The 22035-nt window shown below is 33.5% G+C and carries 18 protein-coding genes; 6 read left to right on the top strand and 12 right to left on the bottom strand.

All coding sequences use genetic code 11. The annotated features are described in order from the left end of the window. Positions 1–173: 173 nt before the first annotated feature. The 10 genes from ACRHNM_RS08150 to ACRHNM_RS08105 all read right to left on the bottom strand — a co-directional run bounded on the left by ACRHNM_RS08150 (position 174) and on the right by ACRHNM_RS08105 (position 11080). Positions 174–3149, bottom strand: coding sequence for a T9SS type A sorting domain-containing protein (locus ACRHNM_RS08150; RefSeq protein WP_431135465.1), 2976 nt, complete (start codon positions 3147–3149; stop codon positions 174–176). A 191-nt stretch (positions 3150–3340) separates the two neighbouring features. Beyond that, positions 3341–4153, bottom strand: a complete 813-nt coding sequence (locus ACRHNM_RS08145; protein WP_431135463.1) for an enoyl-ACP reductase FabI — start codon at positions 4151–4153, stop codon at positions 3341–3343. A gap of 121 nt (positions 4154–4274) precedes the next feature. Then, on the bottom strand, positions 4275–4538 hold the full coding sequence (locus tag ACRHNM_RS08140; protein WP_431135461.1) for a hypothetical protein: 264 nt from the start codon (positions 4536–4538) through the stop codon (positions 4275–4277). Between the two features lie 15 nt (positions 4539–4553). Beyond that, positions 4554–6206 (bottom strand): DNA repair protein RecN, encoded by a 1653-nt coding sequence (gene recN, locus ACRHNM_RS08135; protein ID WP_431135459.1) that lies wholly within the window; start codon positions 6204–6206, stop codon positions 4554–4556. Between the two features lie 94 nt (positions 6207–6300). After that, positions 6301–7188 carry a DUF4835 family protein gene (locus ACRHNM_RS08130; protein WP_431135457.1) on the bottom strand — a complete coding sequence of 296 codons (888 nt, stop codon included), beginning with the start codon at positions 7186–7188 and terminating at the stop codon, positions 6301–6303. Beyond that, complete coding sequence (coaBC, locus tag ACRHNM_RS08125; protein ID WP_431135455.1) at positions 7181–8392, bottom strand: bifunctional phosphopantothenoylcysteine decarboxylase/phosphopantothenate--cysteine ligase CoaBC; 1212 nt, start codon at positions 8390–8392, stop codon at positions 7181–7183. Before coaBC ends, ACRHNM_RS08130 begins: the two co-directional genes overlap by 8 nt. 6 nt (positions 8393–8398) lie before the next feature. Continuing rightward, positions 8399–8731: a DNA-directed RNA polymerase subunit omega gene (locus ACRHNM_RS08120; RefSeq protein WP_431135453.1), complete on the bottom strand. Its 333-nt coding sequence runs from the start codon at positions 8729–8731 to the stop codon at positions 8399–8401. Positions 8732–8743: 12 nt separating this feature from the next. Further along, positions 8744–9559, bottom strand: a complete 816-nt coding sequence (locus ACRHNM_RS08115) for an outer membrane protein assembly factor BamD (RefSeq protein ID WP_431135451.1) — start codon at positions 9557–9559, stop codon at positions 8744–8746. Between the two features lie 123 nt (positions 9560–9682). Next, positions 9683–10561 (bottom strand): 4-hydroxy-tetrahydrodipicolinate synthase, encoded by an 879-nt coding sequence (dapA, locus tag ACRHNM_RS08110; protein ID WP_431135449.1) that lies wholly within the window; start codon positions 10559–10561, stop codon positions 9683–9685. Continuing rightward, a complete protein-coding gene (locus tag ACRHNM_RS08105; RefSeq protein ID WP_431135447.1) occupies positions 10562–11080 on the bottom strand; it encodes a DUF6913 domain-containing protein in 519 nt (172 codons plus the stop codon). 72 nt (positions 11081–11152) lie between these two features. Between ACRHNM_RS08105 and ACRHNM_RS08100 the strand changes: the two genes are divergently transcribed. From ACRHNM_RS08100 to ACRHNM_RS08090, 3 genes are all read left to right on the top strand, one after another. Next, complete coding sequence (locus tag ACRHNM_RS08100; protein ID WP_431135446.1) at positions 11153–11908, top strand: 5'-nucleotidase C-terminal domain-containing protein; 756 nt, start codon at positions 11153–11155, stop codon at positions 11906–11908. A 3-nt stretch (positions 11909–11911) separates the two neighbouring features. Beyond that, positions 11912–12823 carry a bifunctional metallophosphatase/5'-nucleotidase gene (locus tag ACRHNM_RS08095; protein ID WP_431135444.1) on the top strand — a complete coding sequence of 304 codons (912 nt, stop codon included), beginning with the start codon at positions 11912–11914 and terminating at the stop codon, positions 12821–12823. Between the two features lie 365 nt (positions 12824–13188). After that, a complete protein-coding gene (locus ACRHNM_RS08090) occupies positions 13189–13584 on the top strand; it encodes a DoxX family membrane protein (RefSeq protein ID WP_431135442.1) in 396 nt (131 codons plus the stop codon). Here ACRHNM_RS08090 and ACRHNM_RS08085 read toward each other — a convergent pair. Together ACRHNM_RS08085 and ligA are read right to left on the bottom strand one after the other, a co-directional pair. Continuing rightward, positions 13569–14309: a hypothetical protein gene (locus tag ACRHNM_RS08085; protein ID WP_431135440.1), complete on the bottom strand. Its 741-nt coding sequence runs from the start codon at positions 14307–14309 to the stop codon at positions 13569–13571. The two genes, ACRHNM_RS08090 and ACRHNM_RS08085, sit on opposite strands and share 16 nt — an antisense overlap. A 98-nt stretch (positions 14310–14407) precedes the next feature. Then, the gene (ligA, locus tag ACRHNM_RS08080) at positions 14408–16402 is read right to left on the bottom strand and encodes an NAD-dependent DNA ligase LigA (RefSeq protein WP_431135438.1); all 1995 of its coding nucleotides are present in this window, start codon (positions 16400–16402) and stop codon (positions 14408–14410) included. Between the two features lie 63 nt (positions 16403–16465). On the opposite strand from ligA, the gene ACRHNM_RS08075 reads away from it, so the two are divergent. From ACRHNM_RS08075 to ACRHNM_RS08065, 3 genes are all read left to right on the top strand, one after another. Beyond that, a complete protein-coding gene (locus ACRHNM_RS08075) occupies positions 16466–18769 on the top strand; it encodes a beta-N-acetylhexosaminidase (protein ID WP_431135436.1) in 2304 nt (767 codons plus the stop codon). Positions 18770–18863: 94 nt separating this feature from the next. Then, positions 18864–19571, top strand: a complete 708-nt coding sequence (locus ACRHNM_RS08070; RefSeq protein ID WP_431135434.1) for a copper homeostasis protein CutC — start codon at positions 18864–18866, stop codon at positions 19569–19571. Then, positions 19561–22032 (top strand): glycosyl hydrolase 2 galactose-binding domain-containing protein, encoded by a 2472-nt coding sequence (locus tag ACRHNM_RS08065; RefSeq protein WP_431135432.1) that lies wholly within the window; start codon positions 19561–19563, stop codon positions 22030–22032. The genes ACRHNM_RS08070 and ACRHNM_RS08065 overlap by 11 nt, the downstream gene beginning before the upstream one ends. Positions 22033–22035: the final 3 nt, after the last annotated feature.

Here is a 22035-nt window from a genome sequence, read left to right as displayed (position 1 = left end):
AAAAAACATTAAGTCTGATTAGTTTTTAAGACCATTAATCTCATTTATATTCTGATGTTTAATGGCTTTAATCCTTAGAGCTTCAGTTTACAATTTAATAACCTGGAAATTATAGTATTAAAAACAAAAGAGGTTTTGCTTTCACAAAACCTCTTTAATAATATTGACAAGAATTAATCCTTAATAATTCTAACTATTTCAGTTACATTATTGATGGTAACCTGAACAAAATAAGAACCTTGACTCAAGGCATTCATATCTAGTTTACTTTCTAAAGTATTAGGTGATGTTCTAAGAACTTCTTGACCTAACATATTTAAGACAGATATATTTTGAATATTATTTTGAGCTTTTAATGTTAATTCATTTTTCACTGGATTAGGGAAATATGAAAATGCATTTTGACTTTCAAAATCTGTGGTAGATAATGTACTCTCTACTGAAAGATCTAAAGTAAAATCACCACTATTAGCTGCATGACCATCTACATAAATATAGTAATCTACTGTGGTTCCGTCAGCAGCACTACTTTCCCAGCAGAATGTTGAAAGTGCACCGTTTACTCCTCCATCATCATCTCCACCAACACATACAAGATTATTACAATCTCCAGAGAAAACCTGAATTTCAGTGTCAAAAAATGGTGCTATACTATTATCAGTAGTAACCGTAATCGCTTCATCTGGACCTGCTGTATACACATACCATATACCAGCTCCAAAATTAAGAGTCCCTGTTCCTCCTGCACAACCAGTAACAGCACTTCCACCACCACCAGCACAAGCTGTTAAAGCTTCAACATTTGTAGCAGCTATTGTTGAACCAGTTACACTATCTCCATCATTTATGACTATAGCACCAGCACAAGCATTATTATCTGGAGGACATGCAGCCTGTGTTAAAGTTCCACTAGCTTGACTACAATTTCCATCGTCATTATCAGTTAGCGAAATGATAACATCTGTTCCATTAGTGTAAGGACCAAAAGTAAACATTCCTGCTACTCCTGTCGATTGTGTTGCACTACCCTGATCATCATTAATATCTATAGAAGTTGACGAACCAACATCTGTGATATCTACAAGAATATTAAAACCTCCAGAGTTAGCACAATCATCTATAACACTGTAAGTAACTGTTGCTGGCGCGCAATTCAAGTAGTTTATGCATACTTCTAAAACACCTTCATCATCACTTCCATAATCCCAAACTCTTAAATACACCGTTTCACCTGGAGTTAAACCTGTAAATGTTCTTGTAGCTCCATTGGTACATAATACTGGATCTAAAGCTGTTAAAGAGCCACATGTTCCTGTGTACAATTCTACTAACGTAGAAAAACCAGGATTTGTTATAAACTCAAAATCAAATTGACCTGAAGCTGGAACAGTTAATGTAAACCAAACATCAGCAGGAGCTGCGTCTCCATCTGCACAAGTTCCACTAGGAGCTATTTCTCCTGCAGAATTTGTTGCCCCAACATTACTTCCTGAATACAGTACAGTACAAGTTCCATCTGCATTGGCAAACGGATCTAAGTCTATAGCGTCAGCACAGTCATCGTTTGATACTGGACACACATTTTGTGTTAAAGCATTACTAGCCTGATTACAGTTTGGATCATCGTTATCTGTTATAGATATAATAACATCTGTTCCATTAACATAAGGACCAAAAGTGAACATATCAGCTACTGCTGTAGATTGTGTTGCACTACCTTGATCATCATTAATATCTATTGATGTAGATGAACCAAGATCTGTAATATCAACAAGAATATTGAATCCTCCTGAATTTGCACAATCATCTACAACACTATAAGCAACTGTAGCATCTGTACAAGAATTTTCAGTAATATTTAATGTATAAGCTGTAGTTTGCGGAGTTGCCCAAGTAGAAATTACAAAGTAATACGTTTCACCATTAGTAACTGTTAAATCAAACTCTAAGTCGGCTATACCATCATTAAAATCGTAAAAATCACCTTCTGTAGCACACATCACACCAATATCAGCACAATCGTTGTAAGCAAATACTCCTGTATAAGTGCTTCCTATACCTGTTAAGCTTACATTAATTGAAGTATCAGATGTTGCTGTATATTCATAGACTACATCATCACCATTTAAATAATTATTTAATGTTCCACAATCAGTTCCAGGAGCTAGATCGTAATCATCACCATAATTTCCTGTATCGTCGGTTATAGTATAAGGTAAAGCACCAATAACAATCGCTGATTCACAGACACTACCTGCTACAGGTTGAGACCACGCAAAAGGGCCTACCCAGTTTGAAGTACCAGAACCTCCACAATCGGATTGCACGTAAAATTCATAATCATTACCAGGTAACAACATTGTTTCTGTGTAAGGGTTTGTAACACCAGAATAAGTTGGTATCATTGTTTGAGTTCCACCTGCAGTGACATCAACTATTTCTATATTCCAGCTTGTTGCAGAACCAATTTCTACCCATTCTAAATCAACATCTGTTGTGTTTAATGTGGTCGCAGATAAGCTGGTAGGATCTGGACACGAAGGTGGAGTTGCCGATGTAATTGTTGGTGAGTTTAAGCAAAACCCATATTCCCAAGCTGGTCCGTTAGGATCATCATCATATACAAATCGGTAACGAAAGTTTGATTGTTGTAATACTGAGAATCCTGAGATATTCAAGACAGCAGATGTATAAGCTACTGGAGTACCCGAACAAAAGTCGTCAGTTAATGCAGTGTCATTACCTGGCATTGAATCAGGCTCCCAGTTTACCCAAGTCAGTGTCTCTCCATCAAAATACTGAATTCTAAGGAATTCTTCTACAGAAAGCTTACGATATACATAATCTAAAGAAACTGTTAACCAAGTCTCTCCTGCGTCAAAAGCTGCTGTAAGATCAATTTCTGGTGATTCTGCAGCAATACTATCATCACTACCATTACCTGAATCATCGTCATCAAATGCAAAATTAGCATCTACTGTTGGGTCTGCCTCTACAGATAAATCTGGTGCAGGAGAATCAGTATAAGTTCCTGTTAAAATCCAATCGACACTTGGCCAATTAGCATTTTGATTCAAAACTTGTGCATTCAAAGTCAAAAAGACTGAAGATAATAACACAAGGCATAAACTAAGAGTAATTTTTTTCATATTTGAGTTAGTTTTAGTTATTAATGGTATTAAATTAATCATATAAAAAATGAATAAAAAAGTCTTTAACAGCAATTCGATTAAGTGCAAAAAAGATAGACAAACAACCAGATACTACTGTTTTTTTCAAATAAAAAAAGCCACTTGATCCTATGACAAGTGGCTGCTTTTTTTTAAATCTGAATTCTTAGCTATTCAACAAATTTATCCATTACAGCATCACTAACTCCCATGTTACTGAAGCCTCCATCATTGTATAAGTTTTGCAATGTAACCCGTTTTGTTAAATCACTAAATAATGTAACTGTATAATTCGCACAATCTATTGCTGTGGCATTTCCTAAAGGAGACATTTTTTCAGCGTAAGAAATAAATCCATCAAATCCCTTAACACCTTGTCCTGCTGTCGTTGGTGTTGGTGACTGTGAAATTGTATTCACTCTAACCTTTTTATCTCTTCCGAAGAAATAGCCAAAACTACGCGCTATGCTTTCTAAATAAGCTTTATTGTCTGCCATATCATTATAATCTGGAAACACACGTTGTGCAGCCATATATGTTAAAGCAACAATGCTTCCCCATTCATTCATAGCATCAGCTTTATAGAGCGTTTGCATTACTTTATGAAACGACATGGCAGACACATCTGTTCCTTTTTGAGTCCAATCGTATTTTTGATCTGTATAAGGCCTTCCTTTTCTTACATTTACAGACATTCCAATAGAATGCAACACGAAATCTATTTTACCTCCAAGAATTTCCATAGATTTCTCTACTAAGTTTTGCAGGTCTTCTTCAGATGTAGCATCAGCGGGAATAATTTGAGAACCTGTTTTTTCAGCCAACTCATTTATTTGCCCCATTCGCATCGCTATTGGCGCATTGGTTAGTACAAATGTTCCTCCTTCTTCATGAACACGTTCTGCAGTTTTCCAGGCAATAGAATTTTCATCTAATGCTCCAAATATGATTCCTTTTTTACCTTTTAATAAATTGTATGACATACTAATAGTGTTTAGTTGTTAGTTGTAAAGATGTTTGTTTGTTTTTCGAATATTTCTTTAGAAGAAAAATTTAAGGTTGGTTTTTCTTGTTTGCTTCAAAGTTAATAAAACTTTAATTGTATTAGTTCTTTTTAATATTCATTTCTGATATGAGTTTACCTTTATCAGTAAACCAATTTCCTTCTTTAAAAACAATTACGCCATATGTGTTATGATAAAACGTATCTCCTGATTTTAAATTTTCTTTCTCTGGAAAGATATAATCAGGAATACATTCACCATCAACAACCGTATGTCTGACATCACATGGATCGTCATGACAACTGCTTATTAAAATTAACAAAATACTACTACATACTATTTTTAATAAACTCTTACGAATCATGTATTTACCAATAAATTAGTTCAACAACTCTTTGGCATGAGCAATTGCAGATGATGACACATCTGTTCCTCCTAACATCTGAGCTATTTCTACAATTCGATCATTAGGATTTAGCTGTTTGAGTTGCGTTTGAGTTACATTATTGACATCTTCTTTAAAAACTTTAAAATGTGCATCGCCTTTGGCTGCAATTTGAGGCAAATGTGTGATTGTAAATACTTGCATCGTCTTACTCATTTGCTGCATTATCGTCGCCATTTTATTCGAAATTTCTCCAGAAACACCAGTATCTATTTCATCAAACATAATAGTTGGCAACTGCATGTATTTTGACAAAACAGACTTAATAGCAAGCATTATTCGGGACAATTCTCCTCCTGAAGCTGATTTTTTGAGCTCATTAAACTGACCCCCTTTATTTGCTGAAAACAAAAACTGAAGTTCATCTCTGCCGTTGTTTAAAAAAGAGTGAGTTGGTTCTATTTTAATATTAAACTTGGCATTTGGCATGCCTAACGTCGCTAATATAGATTCTAACTGAGTACTCAATTTAGGAATAATAGTTATCCTATTTTTCCGAATAGATTCAGCTTCAACTATTAATTTGGATTTTAGCGTATTGATTGCAGTTTCCTTTTCTGAAATGAGAGCGTCCAAGCCTTCTGTTTCAATAACTTTTGAACTTAATTCATCTTTAATCTGAAGTAATTCTTTAATACTTGAGACCGTGTGCTTTTGTAGTAGATTATTTATAATCTGAAGCTTAGCATTAACCTGTTCTAATCGGTTAGGATCTGCTTCTAACTGTTCTTGTAGGTTTTCTATTTCTGAAAATACATCATCAAGTTCAATTAAACTACTTTGGATACGCTCGAAAACAGAGTTATAAGGATTGGAATATCCTGAAAGTTTTGAAAAGTGATTCTTTAATTCGGTAAGATGTGTTATGATTCCTATATCTTCATTACTCATCAGACTATGAGACAACGATAATTTTTCTTTTATCTCTTCGACATTATTAAGTGTTTCATACTCGTCTTCCAAACTTTCTAATTCTCCTTCAACCAGTTTAGCTTCTTCTAATTCTTTTAACAGAAACGTGTGATAATCTAACTCTTTTATGGCTGTATTTTTTTTATCCTGAAGCGTTTTAAGTTCTGATTTTAAATGTTTAAATTCTTTTAGTGAAGCGCTGTAAGTCTCTAATATTGTTTCATTTTTAGCTAAAGCATCAATAACCTGGAACTGGAAATTATCATTTGTAAGTTGTATGGTTTGATGTTGAGAGTGAATATCAAGCAAACGCTCTCCTAAGACCTGCAAGCTATCTAAGTTTACTGGAGTATCGTTAATAAATGCTCTGGATTTACCAGATGGTAAAATTTCTCTTCTAATTATGGTTTGCGACTCGTAATCGAGATCTTCTGTTTTAAAAACAGATTTTAAGTTATATTTAGCTATATCAAAAGTTGCTTCAATGACACATTTTTTTGAATTGTCTTTCACATGACTCAAGTCTGCTCGTTTTCCCAAAACCAGAGACAAACCTCCTAAAAGGATAGACTTACCAGCTCCTGTTTCTCCTGTGATGATTGTAAGTCCTGTGCTAAAACTTACATGTAATTCATCAATAAGAGCGTAATTCTTTATGGTTAAATTCGTGAGCATATAACTTGTTAAATTGCGAGCAAATACATTACTTTTTGTGACTTAAATTTAAGACCAACTATTAAAAGTAAAAATAAGTATAAAAATGTAAATTCTAGAAATTAATGTTACGCCATTTTGAAGCATGTGTAGGCGCAAGTCTACTTAAAGTAGAGACCAAATCTGAAATGTTAACTGTTGGTCCACCACTAAAAATATCTTCTATCTCTTCGGCTTTAGCATCAAAAAACACTCGCATAAGATAGGAGTTTGGTCGCCTGTTATTCATATCTTTCAATAACCCTATACTGTTGGCTATGGCCAACTTACCTTTTTTGGTATCATTACTCATTTCATCTAGTCCGTTTCTGTGATAACTGTAAAGCACGTCTCTAAACTCCTTATAAGTATCAGACAAAATATTATCTATTAAAATAAAACGGGATTGCTGACCATCTTCAAGTTTCCAGCCTTTGTAGTTTCCTTGTTGCGAATAATTTGAAATCACCTGAGCTTGAGCATAATACTCTGAGCCACCTTTAGGCGAAAATGTATCAGCATCCATGCCTAAAATCATATAGACATGAAAAGACAAAACTGAAATCAAATTAGACTCAAACTGATTAGGATTGTACACCATATTTTGAAATTCTAAATATTGAAAATCAAAATCCTTATCATTATAATTATAAACAGGAGTGCTGTAAGAAGATCCATAAACTGGTCTTGCAGATTGCACTTGGATAGAAGCCTGAAAACTGTCACTGTTGTAGTCATTAATGGTAATAACCATACTACAATTGATACGCTCCTGAGGCTTAAATGTTTTGTTGGTCCAGGTTGTATTATTTATAAATTCTTTTAGTTGACGTTCAAGCGTTTTAAACACCTGTACATTTTCATTTCCTGTAAATTGAGCATTTACCACAACCTCACAATTAAGCTCTTGCGAAAATGACTGAATAGAAAACGTTACTAATAATAAATAAATAAATTTACGCATGCTGTTGTTTGATAATTTGTTGCATTAAGTCTCTAGCGACTTCTGTTTTAGATTTAAGTTGGTGCTCTATCACCTCTTCTGTATCTGTTATAAAAGTAACTTTATTTGTTGAACCACCAAAACCTGCTCCTTGATCATTAAGAGAATTTAACACAATAAGGTTTAAGTTCTTACTCTTTAATTTCCCTTTTGCATTATCTAGTTCATTATTTGTTTCTAAGGCAAATCCTACTAAAAACTGATGATTTTTAATTGCTCCTAATGATTTTAAGATGTCTTTTGTTTTCTCTAACTCAATACTAAACGTTGCTGCTGCCTTTTTTATTTTTATATCTGACACATTTTTCGGTTTGTAGTCTGCTACAGCTGCAGAAAGAATAGCAATATCGACAGTTTTAAAATACGAATGTACAGCATCATACATTTCTGAAGCACTGGTTACAAACTTCACATCTATCAAGCTATGCGACACCTGTTGAGACGTTGGACCAGAAATAAGAATTACCTCAGCTCCTAAACTGGCAGCAGCTTTAGCAATTTCAAATCCCATTTTACCACTAGAATGGTTTCCAATAAAACGGACAGGATCAATAGCTTCATAAGTTGGACCAGCTGTAATTAAAACCTTTTTTTCACGAAGCGGAAGCGTGTTTATGATCTCTTTTTCAATAAATGAAATAATATCTTCTGGTTCTGCCATTCGTCCTTCTCCGACCAAACCACTGGCTAATTCTCCTGAAGTAGCAGGAATCATGATATTGCCGAATGATTTTAGTAATTTAAAAGATTCTAAGGTAGATGGATGCTTGTACATGTCTAAGTCCATCGCTGGAGCAAAATAAACTGGACATTTTGCTGAAAGGTAGGTTGCCAATAACAAATTATCACAAGTACCATTTGCCATTTTTGACATGGTATTTGCAGTTGCAGGTGCAATCACAAAATAATCAGCCCATAGACCAAGTTCGACATGATTATTCCACATCGCATTATCATCGTCGTCATGAGTAAACGAAGAATGCACTGGGTTTTTAGATAATGTTGAGAGCGTTAAAGGTGTAATGAAGTCTTTAGAAGCAGGTGTCATAACGACCTTTACATTAGCACCTGCTTTTATAAATAACCTAACTAAGTTAGCTGTTTTATAAGCAGCAATACCAGCAGTAATGCCTAATAGTATGTTTTTGCCGCTTAAGATAGACATGCTTAATTATTCCTTAACGTCATCGTCAGTATTTCTGTAGTAGATTTTATCATCTAACCATTCTTGTACTGCTAAGGCGTGTGGTTTTGGTAATTTTTCGTAGAATTTAGAAACTTCAATCTGCTCTTTGTTTTCGAAGATTTCTTCAAGACTGTCGTTGTAAGTTGCAAATTCTTCTAACTTATCAACTAATTCTCTTCTGATGTCAGTATTGATTTGTTCTGCTCTTTTAGATATTACAGAAATCGCTTCATAGATATTGTCTGTAGGCGCATCAATAATATTTCTATCGTACGTTAAAGTCGATACAGGAGCATTGGTTTTCTTTAAATCTGTCATAATAATATATGATTAACTTTTGGTATTGAATTGTTCTAATTGGGTTTGCATTTCCTCATACATCTTATCTACCTCTTCAGTTCTTTCAGAGTTAGGATAATACTTATGAAATGTATTGTAATAGCCCATGGCTATGTTTAATCGCTCTTCTTTTTTACTTTTAACACTGTTTATTCCTAGTCTATAAGCAGAATCCAATCGATAAAACATGGCTTCTTCTCTAAAACTAGTTCCTGGATAATCTACTAAAAAATTGTCAAAGGCTTTAATTGCGGCTTCATAATCAGAAGACTCAAAATATGCAATCTTATTATATTGTTTAGCGATTTCAAAAGCTTTCTTTTCTAATTTAAAATCTAATTCATTAATGAGAATATTTGCTTCGGGTAAATATTCTGAATCAGGATACTTATTGATAAACAACTGAAGTCTTTCAAGAGCTTCAACCGTTTCTTTTTGTTCTTTAGAATACACAGGTGATAAATGATAATAGCTCTTAGCCGATAAAAAAGAAGCTTCTTCTGCTTTATCACTATTTACATAACTATTTTCAAAACGCTCAAAATGATAACCAGAAATATGATAATCTTTCATTTGATATGAACACATCGCACTCATATACATTAATCGCTCTGCCTGAGGCTTACCTCTGTATCTTGGTATTACTTGTTTAAAAAGTCTTTCTGCCTTTGAGTATTTACCATCTTCGAATAATTTAGTAGCCATATCTACTTTAGTCTTTACGTCTTCAGATTTTAAGGCTTTTTGATACTCACTACATGATGATAGTGTGATGGCTAATAAAAGGATATAAACAATTTTCTTCATAAATAAAAAACAGGTTGCAAAAGTACGTATTTATAACGTATTATAAAAACTAATATTTCATGCTAAATTAAACCTTGAAAACAGACCAATAGGATGTTTAAGTATATTTTAACTTTTTTAAAATCAATCCAGTAATTGAAGTGCCTGCTTAATCTCTTTTTGTAATGAATTTGTAGCCTCAACCAATGGCAATCTAACATTAGATTTTGCAAGATCAAGAGATGCTAAAACCGCCTTAATTCCTGCAGGATTATTTTCTGAAAAAATTAAGCTAATAATATGCATCAATTGAAAGTGAATCACATAAGCTTCTTTGGCTTTGCCTTCCAATCCTAAGCGTATCATTTTAGAAAATTGTTTAGGTAAGGCCTGACCTATTACCGAAATCACTCCTGCTCCACCAGCTAAAACAACGCCTAGAGCTAAATCATCATCTCCAGAAATTATTAAGAAATCTTCTGGCTTATCTCTTAGTAATTTTAAATATTGATGGACATTATTACCTGCTTCTTTAACAGCTATAATATTACTGAAATCTTTAGCTAAACGCAAAGTGGTTTCTGGTGACATGTTTGAAGACGTTCTACCAGGCACATTATACATTATAACATCTACAGGACAGATTTCTGATATAGCTTTAAAATGCTGATAAACACCTTCTTGTGTTGGCTTACTGTAATATGGCGATACTGATAAAATTGCATCTATTTCACTTAAATCTGTAGCCTTGATTTCATTAATAACGTCACTAGTGTTATTACCACCAATACCTAAAACAAGAGGCACTCTTCCTTTATTTGCTGTAATTATTGTTGCTGTAATTTCTTTTTTTTCCTCTTGAGTTATGGTCACACTTTCTCCTGTAGTTCCCGAAATCACAATATAATCTGTACCATTGTCAATATTATAATTCACCAGATTAGCTAAAGCTGAATGATCTACCGATAAATCATCTTTAAAAGGCGTGATTATGGCAATTCCTGTACCTTGAAATTTTGTCATTTATATTTTATTTAAAACGTGTAAATATTTAGTCAGTTCACTCATAAAAAGTGTGCTTTCTTTTGTTTTAACATCAATCATTAAATCAAACACTCGTTTATCATCTTGAATTAAACCAACTTTAAAATTCGCTTTTGAAGCTGCTGTTATGAGTTTTAATTCTAAACTTTCTTTTGTGTAATAACTTATCAAAACATCAAACTTTGTATCAATAAACGACTGCAAATCGATGTTGTTTATTTTACCTTTCCAACCAAAATCTTTCGGATTAAAATACGTATCCCAAAGCGGATTTGCATCTTTAGCGTCATCAACAAACGCAATAATTTTAGTCTTAGAAGGCAAAATACCAAGCTCTTTAAAATAGTTTCTGAAAGCATCAAAATCTGAAAACTCATTCATATTCAAAATCACACCAACCGAATTCATCTTCGTATTACTAACAGCAACCTGACGTGCATTTAGCAATTTGTTAATATATTTTTGATTAGAATTTGCCTTAAATGCCTTTAAAATCATTTATATTTATGCTTTGTACAAATGTAGTAAAAAAGTAGCTGCATGTTTTGTTAACGATTGCATAAATCACCTATGAAAAACATCTTTTTTTTAACATGCTTATCCTTAATTCTATTTACGTCATGCAAGTCGAAATATCTTTATAAAATTGATGGCAGACAAATAGCCATAACTGATAGTCTTGAGACAAAACAATCTATTGAAGATTACATAAAACCTTACAGAATACAGATTAATAAAAGCCTTGATAGTGTGATTTCTTATTCTAAAGACACCTATTCTAAAACTGATGGTCATTTAAATACAGCTATTGGTAATATGATGGCAGATGCTGTTTATGAAGAATCCAATCCAGTATTTAAAACGAGAACAGGACATGAAATAGATTTCGTTCTGCTTAATCATGGAGGCATACGAGCCATTATTTCTAAAGGAGATATTACAACCAGAACAGCTTATAATGTGATGCCTTTTGAAAATTCTGTTGTTGTTGTAAAAATGAAAGGCGAAAAAGTTAACGAACTTGTAGATTACCTTGTAAGAGAACAACGAGCACATCCAGTTCAGGGGTTACAGATTATTTTAGATGAAGAACTTCAGTTAAAAACAGCATTAGTTAATGGTAAAACTATTGATGCAAATAAAACGTATTACGTCGCTACTAATGATTATTTGTATAATGGAGGTGACCGAATGACCTTTTTTAAACCTAACGATAGTTTATATGTTCTTAATTATAAAATCAGGAATGTTCTAATAGATTATTTTACAAAAAAAGATACGATTGCTCCAGTAATTGATGATCGATTTTATCAGATAAAACAATAACCAATGAAACGAAGATATTTTATTCAACAAACAGCTGCTGCTTCAGCGTTAATCGGACTTGGAGGTATTGGATTATCATCTTTTAAATCCTCTCAAACAAAAATAACCATTCTTCATACTAATGATGTGCATAGTCATATTGACCCTTTCGGACCAGAAGATGGACGCAATCCTAATAAAGGAGGTGTTGCCAGACGTGCCAGTTTAATAGAATCTATCAGAAAAGAAAACCCAAACACCTTATTATTAGATGCAGGAGATATTTTTCAAGGCACACCGTATTTTAACTATTACGGAGGAGAATTAGAGTTTAAGTTGATGAGTATGCTAAAGTATGATGTAGCAACGATAGGAAATCATGATTTTGATAATGGTATTAACGGATTATACGCACAATTACCTCATGCTGATTTTGATTTCGTTTCTGCTAATTACGATTTTTCAAATACGGTTATGGATACTCATGTCAAACCTTATAAAACCATTGTTAAAGATGGTATTAAAATTGGAATTTTTGGTTTAGGAGTTGAACTAAAAGGGCTGGTTGACAAAGATTTATACAAAGAAACCGAGTACAATGATCCTATAGAATCTGCTCAGGAAATGAGTCGCATTTTAAAAGATGATGAACAATGCGACCTTATTATCTGTTTGTCACATTTAGGGTATGACTATAGCCATATTCCAGATAAAATAAGCGATCTAAAACTTGCTAAAGCTACAAAAGACATAGATTTAATTATTGGTGGTCATACTCATACATTTTTAGACAAGCCAACTGTGGTGACTAACCTTAGTGGTAAAAAAACACTAGTCAACCAAGTAGGTTGCTATGGAATTAACTTAGGTAAAATCGATTTTTATTTTGATTCAGATAAACATAAATCAGCAAACGGCACTTCTATTAGCGTATAAGTCTATGATTCTAAATCCCTTTTAACATTAATATGCCTTAATAGTTTCGTTGTATCTACAAAACAGCCACTTAGTTTTTATTTTTTATCATTATTTCTCATTACATGATAATCATAAACAAATTTAATTAGTAAAAACAAACCACTTATATGAAGTATTCTTTCAGAGACTATAAATAACAAATATCAAATGTGGTGTAAATTTGTAATCATTTTTCATCGTCAATCTCATAATCAGATCATCAAGAATAGACACAGTTGCGGTTAATCGACAGTATTAATCGTTTTGTCGATTATAGTAATGATTTTATCTCTTTTCAGAAGTTTTAAGAGGCTAATTACGTCTAAACACAAAATGCCCGCAGCATGAAAAGATATATTCCTTTAATTTTAAGAATCATTGTAGCAGTTATATTAATTCAAACCTTACGATTTAAGTTTACAGCTCACCCAGATAGTATTTATATTTTTACAAAATTAAACTTAGAACCAATTGGCAGGATTGGCATTGGAATAGCAGAACTTATTGCTGGAATATTGCTGCTTTTGAGAAAAACAGCTTGGGTTGGTGCATTTTTAACACTGGGAATTATTGGTGGTGCAATTGTAATGCATCTCACTCAATTAGGAATTGAAATTAATGACGATGGAGGTCTTTTATTTATTACAGCAGTCTTAACTTTTATACTCTCTGGAATATTACTATATCTGTATCGAAAAGAAATTCCTTTCACTGGAAAGCATTTTCATTCTGAAACATGAGCATCATGATGACTGTAATCAACTGCTTTTCTGTTTTCAAGTCGTGATTGTAAATAAAAGAACAAAAATGCAAAAACTAAAAATGCAGAACAGAGTACATTGAGTAAATTAAAATCTGCAATGTAAAAGTAAGCAAGTTGAATAACTTCAGAAAACATGATACATATGGTACCAATAAGCAAGTTCATAGATTTCTTGTCATCTTTATGCATATAGTTTACTAATGCCATAGCCATTAAAAACATAACGACTGCATTGTAAAGCAATTCTAAATAATACTCATTATACGTCAATTCATTTTTGGTAGTATCTGAAACGAAATACACAAAAAACAAACCAAGTATAGTTAACAACCCTATTTGAATCGGGAATTTAAGAAATGCTTTTTTTACATCCATAGACACAGTAATTCTGGCTATGAGAAACAGATAGGAAATAATATATAACGTATTACCTATATAATAGTAATAGTCTACTTCTGATGATATATCTAAATTAATAATCCACGTCACATAATTGAAAATTTCAGACACTGAAAAGAAGATTAAAAACAACAAGAAAAAAGGATGTTTATTTTTAACTCTAATTAGATATAAGACAGTAAGAAAGGTAATTGCTAAAGCTCTCACTCCAGCAGCCTCTACCTCTAGACCTTTAAACTGTAGTCCAAGAAAACAAATACTAAGAACTAAAGTTAATGCTCCTAAAAATTTCCCAATTTGCATAAACGTGTTGAATTAATAACAAAGCAAATATATAAAATGATCAGAATTAAACGATTAAAATCTTATTTAATCGATAAAATGTATTAAAAAGTAAGAATTTACTTAACAATCTCTAAAAATTCTTGTTCTGAAAGAATAGGTATTTTTAACGATTCAGCCTTTTTTTGTTTACTAGGTCCCATATTAGCTCCTGCAACAACATAATTGGTTTTTGAAGAAATTGAAGATGACACTTTTCCGCCATTATCTTCGATTAGTTTTTTCAGTTCGGTTCTGGATACAGTTTCAAAAACTCCTGATACCACAATAGACAAGCCTTTTAATTTATCGGTTTGATTCGCTAGCTTTTCAGCCGATAATTCTAACTGAAGTCCATTTAATTTCAATTTATCAATTAAAGCTTTATTTTCTTCAGAAGAAAAGAAATCAACAACACTTTCTGCAATGCGTTCCCCAATTTCATCAACAGCAACCAAATCTTCGGTTGAAGCAATTGCTATCGCATCAATATTCTTGAAATGTTTCGCTAATTTTTTTGCAACTGTTTCTCCAACATAACGAATTCCTAAGGCAAACAAAACACGCTCAAACGGAATCTTCTTTGACGCTTCAATACCTTTGATTAGATTTTCAGCACTTTTTTCAGCCATACGCTCTAAAGGCAAGATTACTTCTTTGTTTAAACCATATAAGTCTGAGTAATCTGAAATCAACCCTTCATTAACCAAAAGCGCAACCGTTTCTCCTCCTAAGCCTTCAATATCCATTGCTTTTCTTGAAATGTAATGTTGAATTCTACCTATAATTTGAGGTTTGCAGCCATTGTAATTCGGACAATAATGTTTTGCATCTCCTTCTTCTCTTACCAACTCTGTTTGACATTCAGGGCAATGTGTGATATAATGAGTAGGCTGAGAATCTGAAGGACGCTTACTTAAATCTACCGCAATAATCTTTGGGATAATTTCTCCTCCTTTCTCTACATAAACTTCATCTCCTTCTCTAATGTCTAGTTTTTCAATTTGATCGGCATTGTGTAGTGATGCTCTTTTTACAGTAGTACCAGCCAATTCTACAGGCTCTAAATTGGCAACTGGCGTAATAGCTCCAGTTCGACCAACTTGATAGGTAATTTCATTTAATCGCGTAGAAACCTGCTCGGCTTTAAATTTATAAGCCATTGCCCAACGAGGTGCTTTTGCTGTATAACCTAACTCCTCTTGTTGTTGTAAACTATTCACTTTAACAACAACACCATCTGTTTCATAAGGCAAGTTGTGCCGATGAACATCCCAATACTCAATAAACTTTAAAACCTCATCTACAGATTTGGTTAGCTTGGCTGCTTCAGGAACTTTGAAACCCATTTGCCTAGCGGATTCTAAACTATCATATTGAGTCGAAAATGCCAAGTTCCGACCTACAATACCATACAACAAGCATTCTAAAGGGCGTTTGGCTACTTCAGCGCTGTCTTGAAGTTTCAAACTTCCAGAGGCTGTGTTTCTCGGATTTCGGTAAGGTTCCTCTCCTGCCTCAAGTCGTTCTTCATTCATTTTATGAAATCCTTCATATGGCAATACGATTTCACCTCGTATTTCAAATTTTTCAGGATAATCACCTTTTAATTGCAATGGCACAGATTTTATCGTTTTCACGTTTGCCGTTACATCATCTCCTTGTGTTCCATCACCTCTAGTTACTGCTCTTACTAAGGTTCCGTTTTCATAAGTTAAACTTATAGAAGCACCATCGTACTTTAATTCACAAACAAATTCAACAGTTCCATCTATAATTTTTTCAATACGTTTTTCCCAATCTAAAAGATCTTCTTTAGAGTATGAATTATCTAAAGAATACATTCGATGCTCGTGAACTACGGTCTGAAAGTTTTTTGTAATCTCTCCACCTACGCGTAAAGATGGCGAATTGGGATCAAAAAATTCAGGATGCTTAGCCTCCAATTCTTGTAATTCTTTAAGTTTCATATCAAACTCAAAGTCATCAATTGTGGGAGAATCTAATACGTAATACTTATAATTATGTTCTCGTAATTCGTTGCGAAGCGATTGGATTTGTGTTGCTATGCTCATTAAAAATCGTCGTGAAAAAAAGTTATCTTTTTACCTTATATTTAAAGCCTCTAATATAGTAAAATGAGTGCCAGAATAATTGTGGTTGTCCTTATTTTTATCAGTTTTTTATTCAGTTGTAATTCTGAAGAACGCTCCGTTGAAATTCCTCAGATCATCCCTGTTCCTCATGAGCAAACCTTAAATGAAGGTTATTTCTTCTTAGATAATTCTGTAGGAATCACTTACGATAAAAGATTCAAAATTTCTGGTGATTTTCTTAAGAGTTTCATTTTAAACGGAAGCAACATTAAACTAGATGATAGTGACGCTATCCGATTTTCCTTAGATGAAAGTATTGAAAACGTTGAAGGCTACAAACTCAATGTTCAACCTCATCAAATTACGATTAGTGCAAAAACAGATCAAGGTGCTTTTTATGCCGTACAGACTTTACGTCAACTTTTACCTTCAGAATTTGAAAACAATACAACGCCTAAAAAGAGAGTAAAGCTTCAATGCATGACGATAAAGGATGCTCCTCAATTTCAATATCGTGGCATGCATTTAGATGTAAGTCGACACCTGTTTTCCGTAGATTTTATAAAACGCTACATTGATGCACTTGCCTTACTAAAAATGAATACCTTTCATTGGCATCTCACAGACGATCAAGGATGGCGAATCGAAATTAAAAAATATCCAAAACTTCAAGAAATTGCGGCTTATAGAAATGAAACACTAATTGGGCACTACAACAATCAACCTCATCAATTTGATGGCAAGCCTTATGGTGGTTATTACACTCAAAAAGAGATAAAAGAGGTTGTTGCCTATGCAAAATCCAGATATGTTACTGTGATTCCAGAAATTGAATTACCAGGACATGCACAAGCTGCTATAAGCGCGTATCCTAATTTAGGCTGTACAGGTGAACAACTAAACGTTGCTGAAAAATGGGGCGTTTTTGAAACTATTTACTGTTCAAAAGAAGAAACGTTTGATTTTTTAGAAGGTGTTTTTGATGAAGTGGTTACATTATTTCCGAGCAAATACATTCATATCGGTGGAGATGAAGCTCCTAAAACCAAATGGAAAGCCTGTAATCAATGTCAGAACCGAATTGAAACAGAAGGTTTAAAAAATGAACATGAACTGCAAAGCTATGTCATCACTCGAATTGAAACCTATCTCAATTCTAAAGGCAAACAAATCATCGGTTGGGATGAAATTCTGGAAGGTGGTCTTGCTCCAAATGCAACTGTCATGTCCTGGCGAGGAACAAAAGGCGCAATTGAAGCCGCTAGATTAAAACACAATGTGATCATGACGCCGACTTCTCACTGTTACTTCGATTATTATCAGTCTACAAATCCTGATGAACCTTTAGCAATTGGAGGTTTTAATCCCTTAGAAAACGTATATAATTTTAAACCTATTCCTTCCGAATTAAATAAAAAAGATGCCAAATATATTTTAGGTGCTCAAGGCAATATTTGGACAGAATACATTACCACTGAAAATCAAGTTGAGTATATGGCTTTCCCAAGAATTATAGCTCTCAGCGAAGTAGTTTGGTCTAAGGACGAAAATAAAAATTATTCAAATTTTGTAAAACGTGTTGAACTGTTCAACAAACGGTTAGACGCTTTAGGTATTAACTATGCTAATCATTTATATGAAGTTGAAGGAGCACTGGCTTCAGTAAACAATACCAACTCTTATAAGCTTTCAACAGCTATTGATGATAAAATAATCAGATACACTCTAGATGGTAGTGAACCAAATCTGTCTTCTGAAATTTATAAAAAATCATTGCCAGTCACTAAAAGTATGACGATTAAAGCTGCTGTATTCAATTCAGATAAACGCTTAGGTAATGTGTTTTCTGAAACCATCCAATATCATAAAGCTGTTGGTAGAACTATTTCCATCAATAAAGCTCCTAGTCCTGTGTATTCTGGAAGTGGACCTCAAGGTTTGATTAATGGTATTTCAGGAAGTGATACACGTTATGGCGACAAAGAATGGTTAGGATTTTGGGGAGAAGATGTGAAAGTTACTATTGAGTTTAAAGACGCAATTGACTTAAATACTATAAACACTCGATTTTACAATGGACCTGGACAATGGATTTATGCGCCAAATGAAATTTGGTTTGAATTTCAGCTTGCAGATGGATCTAAAGTAACAGACAAAATAAACATCCAAAATGAAGCGACTAGAAACTTAGTACATATCAACTACACATTTCCAAAACCAGAACATTTAGATATTAAAGTCAAAACCATCATTTTAAACATACCAAATTACGGAACCATTCCAGATAAAAAGCAAGGTACAGATAATAAAGCATGGACATTCATTGATGAAATTATTGTAAATTGATATTGCCATTTATAGGAATGAAACGATATGAGAATCTCATAATTACCAAAAAAACAAGCGACTTCGAATCCAAAGTCTCGTAATAATATAAAATATGCTTTTAGAAATCTGTGCCAACTCATACCAATCTGCTAAAAACGCTCAAGATGCTGGAGCACAACGCATCGAGCTTTGTAACGAATTATCAATTGGTGGTGTGACGCCAAGTTATGGATTGATAACACAGGTTCTTTCCAAATTAGATGTCGAAACCTTTGTTTTGATTAGACCTCGAAGTGGTAATTTTCAATATTCTGAATCAGAATTTGACATTATAAAAAAGGACATTCTAATTTGCAAGGATTTGGGATGTCATGGTATTGTTTCAGGTGTATTGAATCACAATAACACTATTGATATCGAAAGAACTCAAGAGTTGGTAGAATTATCAAAACCTTTACCGTTTACCTTTCATCGTGCTTTTGATATGGTTCCAAATGCAAAAGCCGCATTAGAGCAACTTATCGATTTAGGAGCAGAAAGAGTTTTAACATCAGGTCAGCAGCCTAAAGCACTAGAAGGATTTAACACCCTTAAAGAATTAAAGCAACAAGCTCAAAATCGAATTATAATTTTAGTCGGAAGTGGTATTAATGCTAAAACTGCGCAACGTTTCAAAAAAGCTGAATTTAAGGAAATTCACGCATCTGCTTCTAAAGTAATTTCAACGGAAACATCAGATTATTTTGGCAGCATTTCTCAAACCGTTTCTGATCTAACAGAAATTAAAACCATTCTAAAAGCGGTAACAGATGAAATATAACATTCTCATCATAGTACTCTTTTTGATAACGAGTTGTCAACCAAAACACGATGTTCCAGAAACCATCAATTTACATGACAACTGGCAATTTAAAGCTGTAAATGATTCCGTTTGGATTCCAGCAACTGTTCCCGGAAATGTACATTCTGATTTATTAGAGAATAATCACATCAAGAATCCTTTTATTGGTAATAATGAAGATGGTTTACAATGGATTTCAAAAACTGACTGGGAATACAAAACCAATTTTTTAGTCGATAAGAAAACACTTAACAAACAACATATTGAACTTAATTTTGAAGGATTAGACACCTATGCCTCTGTGTTTTTGAATGATAGTCTAATTCTAGAATCTCATAATGCATTTAGAACATTTTCAATTGATGTCAAATCTGCTCTAAAACCTAAAAATGAATTGCGTATTGTATTTAAACACACATCTGTTTCAGAAGATCATAAAAAAAACAAGTTAAGTTACCAACTTCCTGAAGGCCATCGCATTTTTACCAGAAAAGCACAGTTTCAATACGGTTGGGATTGGGCACCAAAACTGAATACCAGTGGCATTTGGAGACCTGTCTCTCTAAAAGCATGGAACAGTTTCAAAATTGAAGACATTTACATCCAATCTTATCAACTGACCAATGAAGAAGCAAACATAGGTGTTAATTTAAGATTGAAAAACCAACTCAAAACACCTCTTGATTATTTTATATATGTCAATAATCAATTGCATCAAACTTATGAAAATATCGGATTTCATAACACACCAGATTTTAATTTAACCATCAAAAACCCTAAACGATGGTGGCCACATAATCTTGGCAATCCGTATTTATACGACATTGAGGTTGTTGTAAAAAACAACCACACAATTCTCGATCGTATTTCAATAAAAAAAGGGTTAAGAACAATCGAGCTGGTTACCGAAAAAGACAGTATTGGAGAGTCGTTCTATTTTAAGGTAAATGACGTGCCTGTGTATATGAAAGGTGCAAATTACATTCCGCAAAACAGCATGCAAAACAAAGTGACTATTGCACATTATGAGAAGCTTCTAAACGATGTTGTTGATGCCAATATGAATATGCTCAGAGTTTGGGGAGGTGGTATTTATGAAAATGATATTTTTTATGATTTATGTGATGAAAAAGGCATTTTAGTTTGGCAAGATTTCATGTTTGCTTGTGGCATGTATCCTGGAGACAAGCAATTTAAAGATAATGTGCTACAAGAAGCCATTGAAAATGTAAAACGACTTCGAAATCACGCTTCAATAGCATTATGGTGTGGAAATAATGAAAACTCCGAAGGCTGGCATCGTTGGGGTTGGCAGGATGGTTTTAGCGAATCTGAAAAAGAAGACATCTGGAATGATTATGAATTCATCTTTAAAAAGTTACTTCCAACAGTTATAAAAAACACCACTGAAGTTCCCTATTGGGAAAGCTCACCAAAATTCGGACGTGGTAATCCGAAATACAAAACCGAAGGAGATGCTCATGACTGGTGGATTTGGCATGATGGTTATCCTTTTGAACATCTTGAAAATAATGTTCCTCGATTTATGAGTGAGTTCGGATTTCAATCATTTCCTACGTATGAAACCATTCAGTACATCAATCAAAGTGATGCTTTGGAAATTACTTCGGAAGGTTTTAAAAATCATCAAAAACACAGTCGTGGTTTTGATCTTATCAATGCGTATATGCAACGTGACTTTCCAGTTCCTCATCATCCCGAAGATTACGTATATGTAAGTCAGTTATTACAAGCCTATGGCATCACCAGAGGTATTGAAGCTCATCGGAGAGCTAAACCCTATAACATGGGCACTTTATATTGGCAATTAAATGATTGCTGGCCAGCAGTATCCTGGTCGAGTATTGATTACTTCGGACACTGGAAAGCGTTACATTATCAAGCTAAAAAATCGTTTAAAAACATTTTAATCTCTTCAGAAATTAACAATACTATACTTAAAACATTCATTATTAATGATGGTCTCAAAGGGATAACAAGTTCGCTGCAAATTAAGATCATTGACTTTAACGGAAATCAATTATGGAGTTCAGATGAACAGATTTATGCTTCAGGAAATTCGAGTGCCATTAAACATGAATTAAATATTGACACTCTTGGCATAGACAAAAAGGGCATTCTTATCATTTCTAAATTCAGTAACAGTACTTCTTTTTTTTATTTAGCAAAACCCAAAGATTTAAAACTTAAAAAAGCGCCAATAACACAAAAAATTACTAAAACGAAAAACGGTTTTCAAATTACCTTAAAAAGTACTACCCTTCAAAAAAATGTATTTCTATATACAGTCTTGAAAGGGCATTTTAGTGACAATTATTTTGACTTACTACCCAATACATCAGTAACAATTGAGTTTGAGACTAAAGCAGTAAGTTTGGAAGATTTGAAAATTAAGACGTTGAATGATTTACTCTTATGAGAT

The sequence above is a fragment of the Psychroserpens mesophilus genome (genome assembly GCF_050617655.1).
GTDB classification, from domain to species: domain Bacteria; phylum Bacteroidota; class Bacteroidia; order Flavobacteriales; family Flavobacteriaceae; genus Psychroserpens; species Psychroserpens mesophilus_A.
Note: the sequence above shows the minus strand (reverse complement) of the source record. Positions and strands in the feature narration are given on the sequence as shown.

Coding starts and splice junctions, on each gene's coding strand:
- ACRHNM_RS08150 (WP_431135465.1), bottom strand. CDS start 3,149: ATGAAAAAAATTACTCTTAGTTTATGCCTTGTGTTATTATCTTCAGTC.
- ACRHNM_RS08145 (WP_431135463.1), bottom strand. CDS start 4,153: ATGTCATACAATTTATTAAAAGGTAAAAAAGGAATCATATTTGGAGCA.
- ACRHNM_RS08140 (WP_431135461.1), bottom strand. CDS start 4,538: ATGATTCGTAAGAGTTTATTAAAAATAGTATGTAGTAGTATTTTGTTA.
- recN (WP_431135459.1), bottom strand. CDS start 6,206: ATGCTCACGAATTTAACCATAAAGAATTACGCTCTTATTGATGAATTA.
- ACRHNM_RS08130 (WP_431135457.1), bottom strand. CDS start 7,188: ATGCGTAAATTTATTTATTTATTATTAGTAACGTTTTCTATTCAGTCA.
- coaBC (WP_431135455.1), bottom strand. CDS start 8,392: ATGTCTATCTTAAGCGGCAAAAACATACTATTAGGCATTACTGCTGGT.
- ACRHNM_RS08120 (WP_431135453.1), bottom strand. CDS start 8,731: ATGACAGATTTAAAGAAAACCAATGCTCCTGTATCGACTTTAACGTAC.
- ACRHNM_RS08115 (WP_431135451.1), bottom strand. CDS start 9,559: ATGAAGAAAATTGTTTATATCCTTTTATTAGCCATCACACTATCATCA.
- dapA (WP_431135449.1), bottom strand. CDS start 10,561: ATGACAAAATTTCAAGGTACAGGAATTGCCATAATCACGCCTTTTAAA.
- ACRHNM_RS08105 (WP_431135447.1), bottom strand. CDS start 11,080: ATGATTTTAAAGGCATTTAAGGCAAATTCTAATCAAAAATATATTAAC.
- ACRHNM_RS08100 (WP_431135446.1), top strand. CDS start 11,153: ATGAAAAACATCTTTTTTTTAACATGCTTATCCTTAATTCTATTTACG.
- ACRHNM_RS08095 (WP_431135444.1), top strand. CDS start 11,912: ATGAAACGAAGATATTTTATTCAACAAACAGCTGCTGCTTCAGCGTTA.
- ACRHNM_RS08090 (WP_431135442.1), top strand. CDS start 13,189: ATGAAAAGATATATTCCTTTAATTTTAAGAATCATTGTAGCAGTTATA.
- ACRHNM_RS08085 (WP_431135440.1), bottom strand. CDS start 14,309: ATGCAAATTGGGAAATTTTTAGGAGCATTAACTTTAGTTCTTAGTATT.
- ligA (WP_431135438.1), bottom strand. CDS start 16,402: ATGAGCATAGCAACACAAATCCAATCGCTTCGCAACGAATTACGAGAA.
- ACRHNM_RS08075 (WP_431135436.1), top strand. CDS start 16,466: ATGAGTGCCAGAATAATTGTGGTTGTCCTTATTTTTATCAGTTTTTTA.
- ACRHNM_RS08070 (WP_431135434.1), top strand. CDS start 18,864: ATGCTTTTAGAAATCTGTGCCAACTCATACCAATCTGCTAAAAACGCT.
- ACRHNM_RS08065 (WP_431135432.1), top strand. CDS start 19,561: ATGAAATATAACATTCTCATCATAGTACTCTTTTTGATAACGAGTTGT.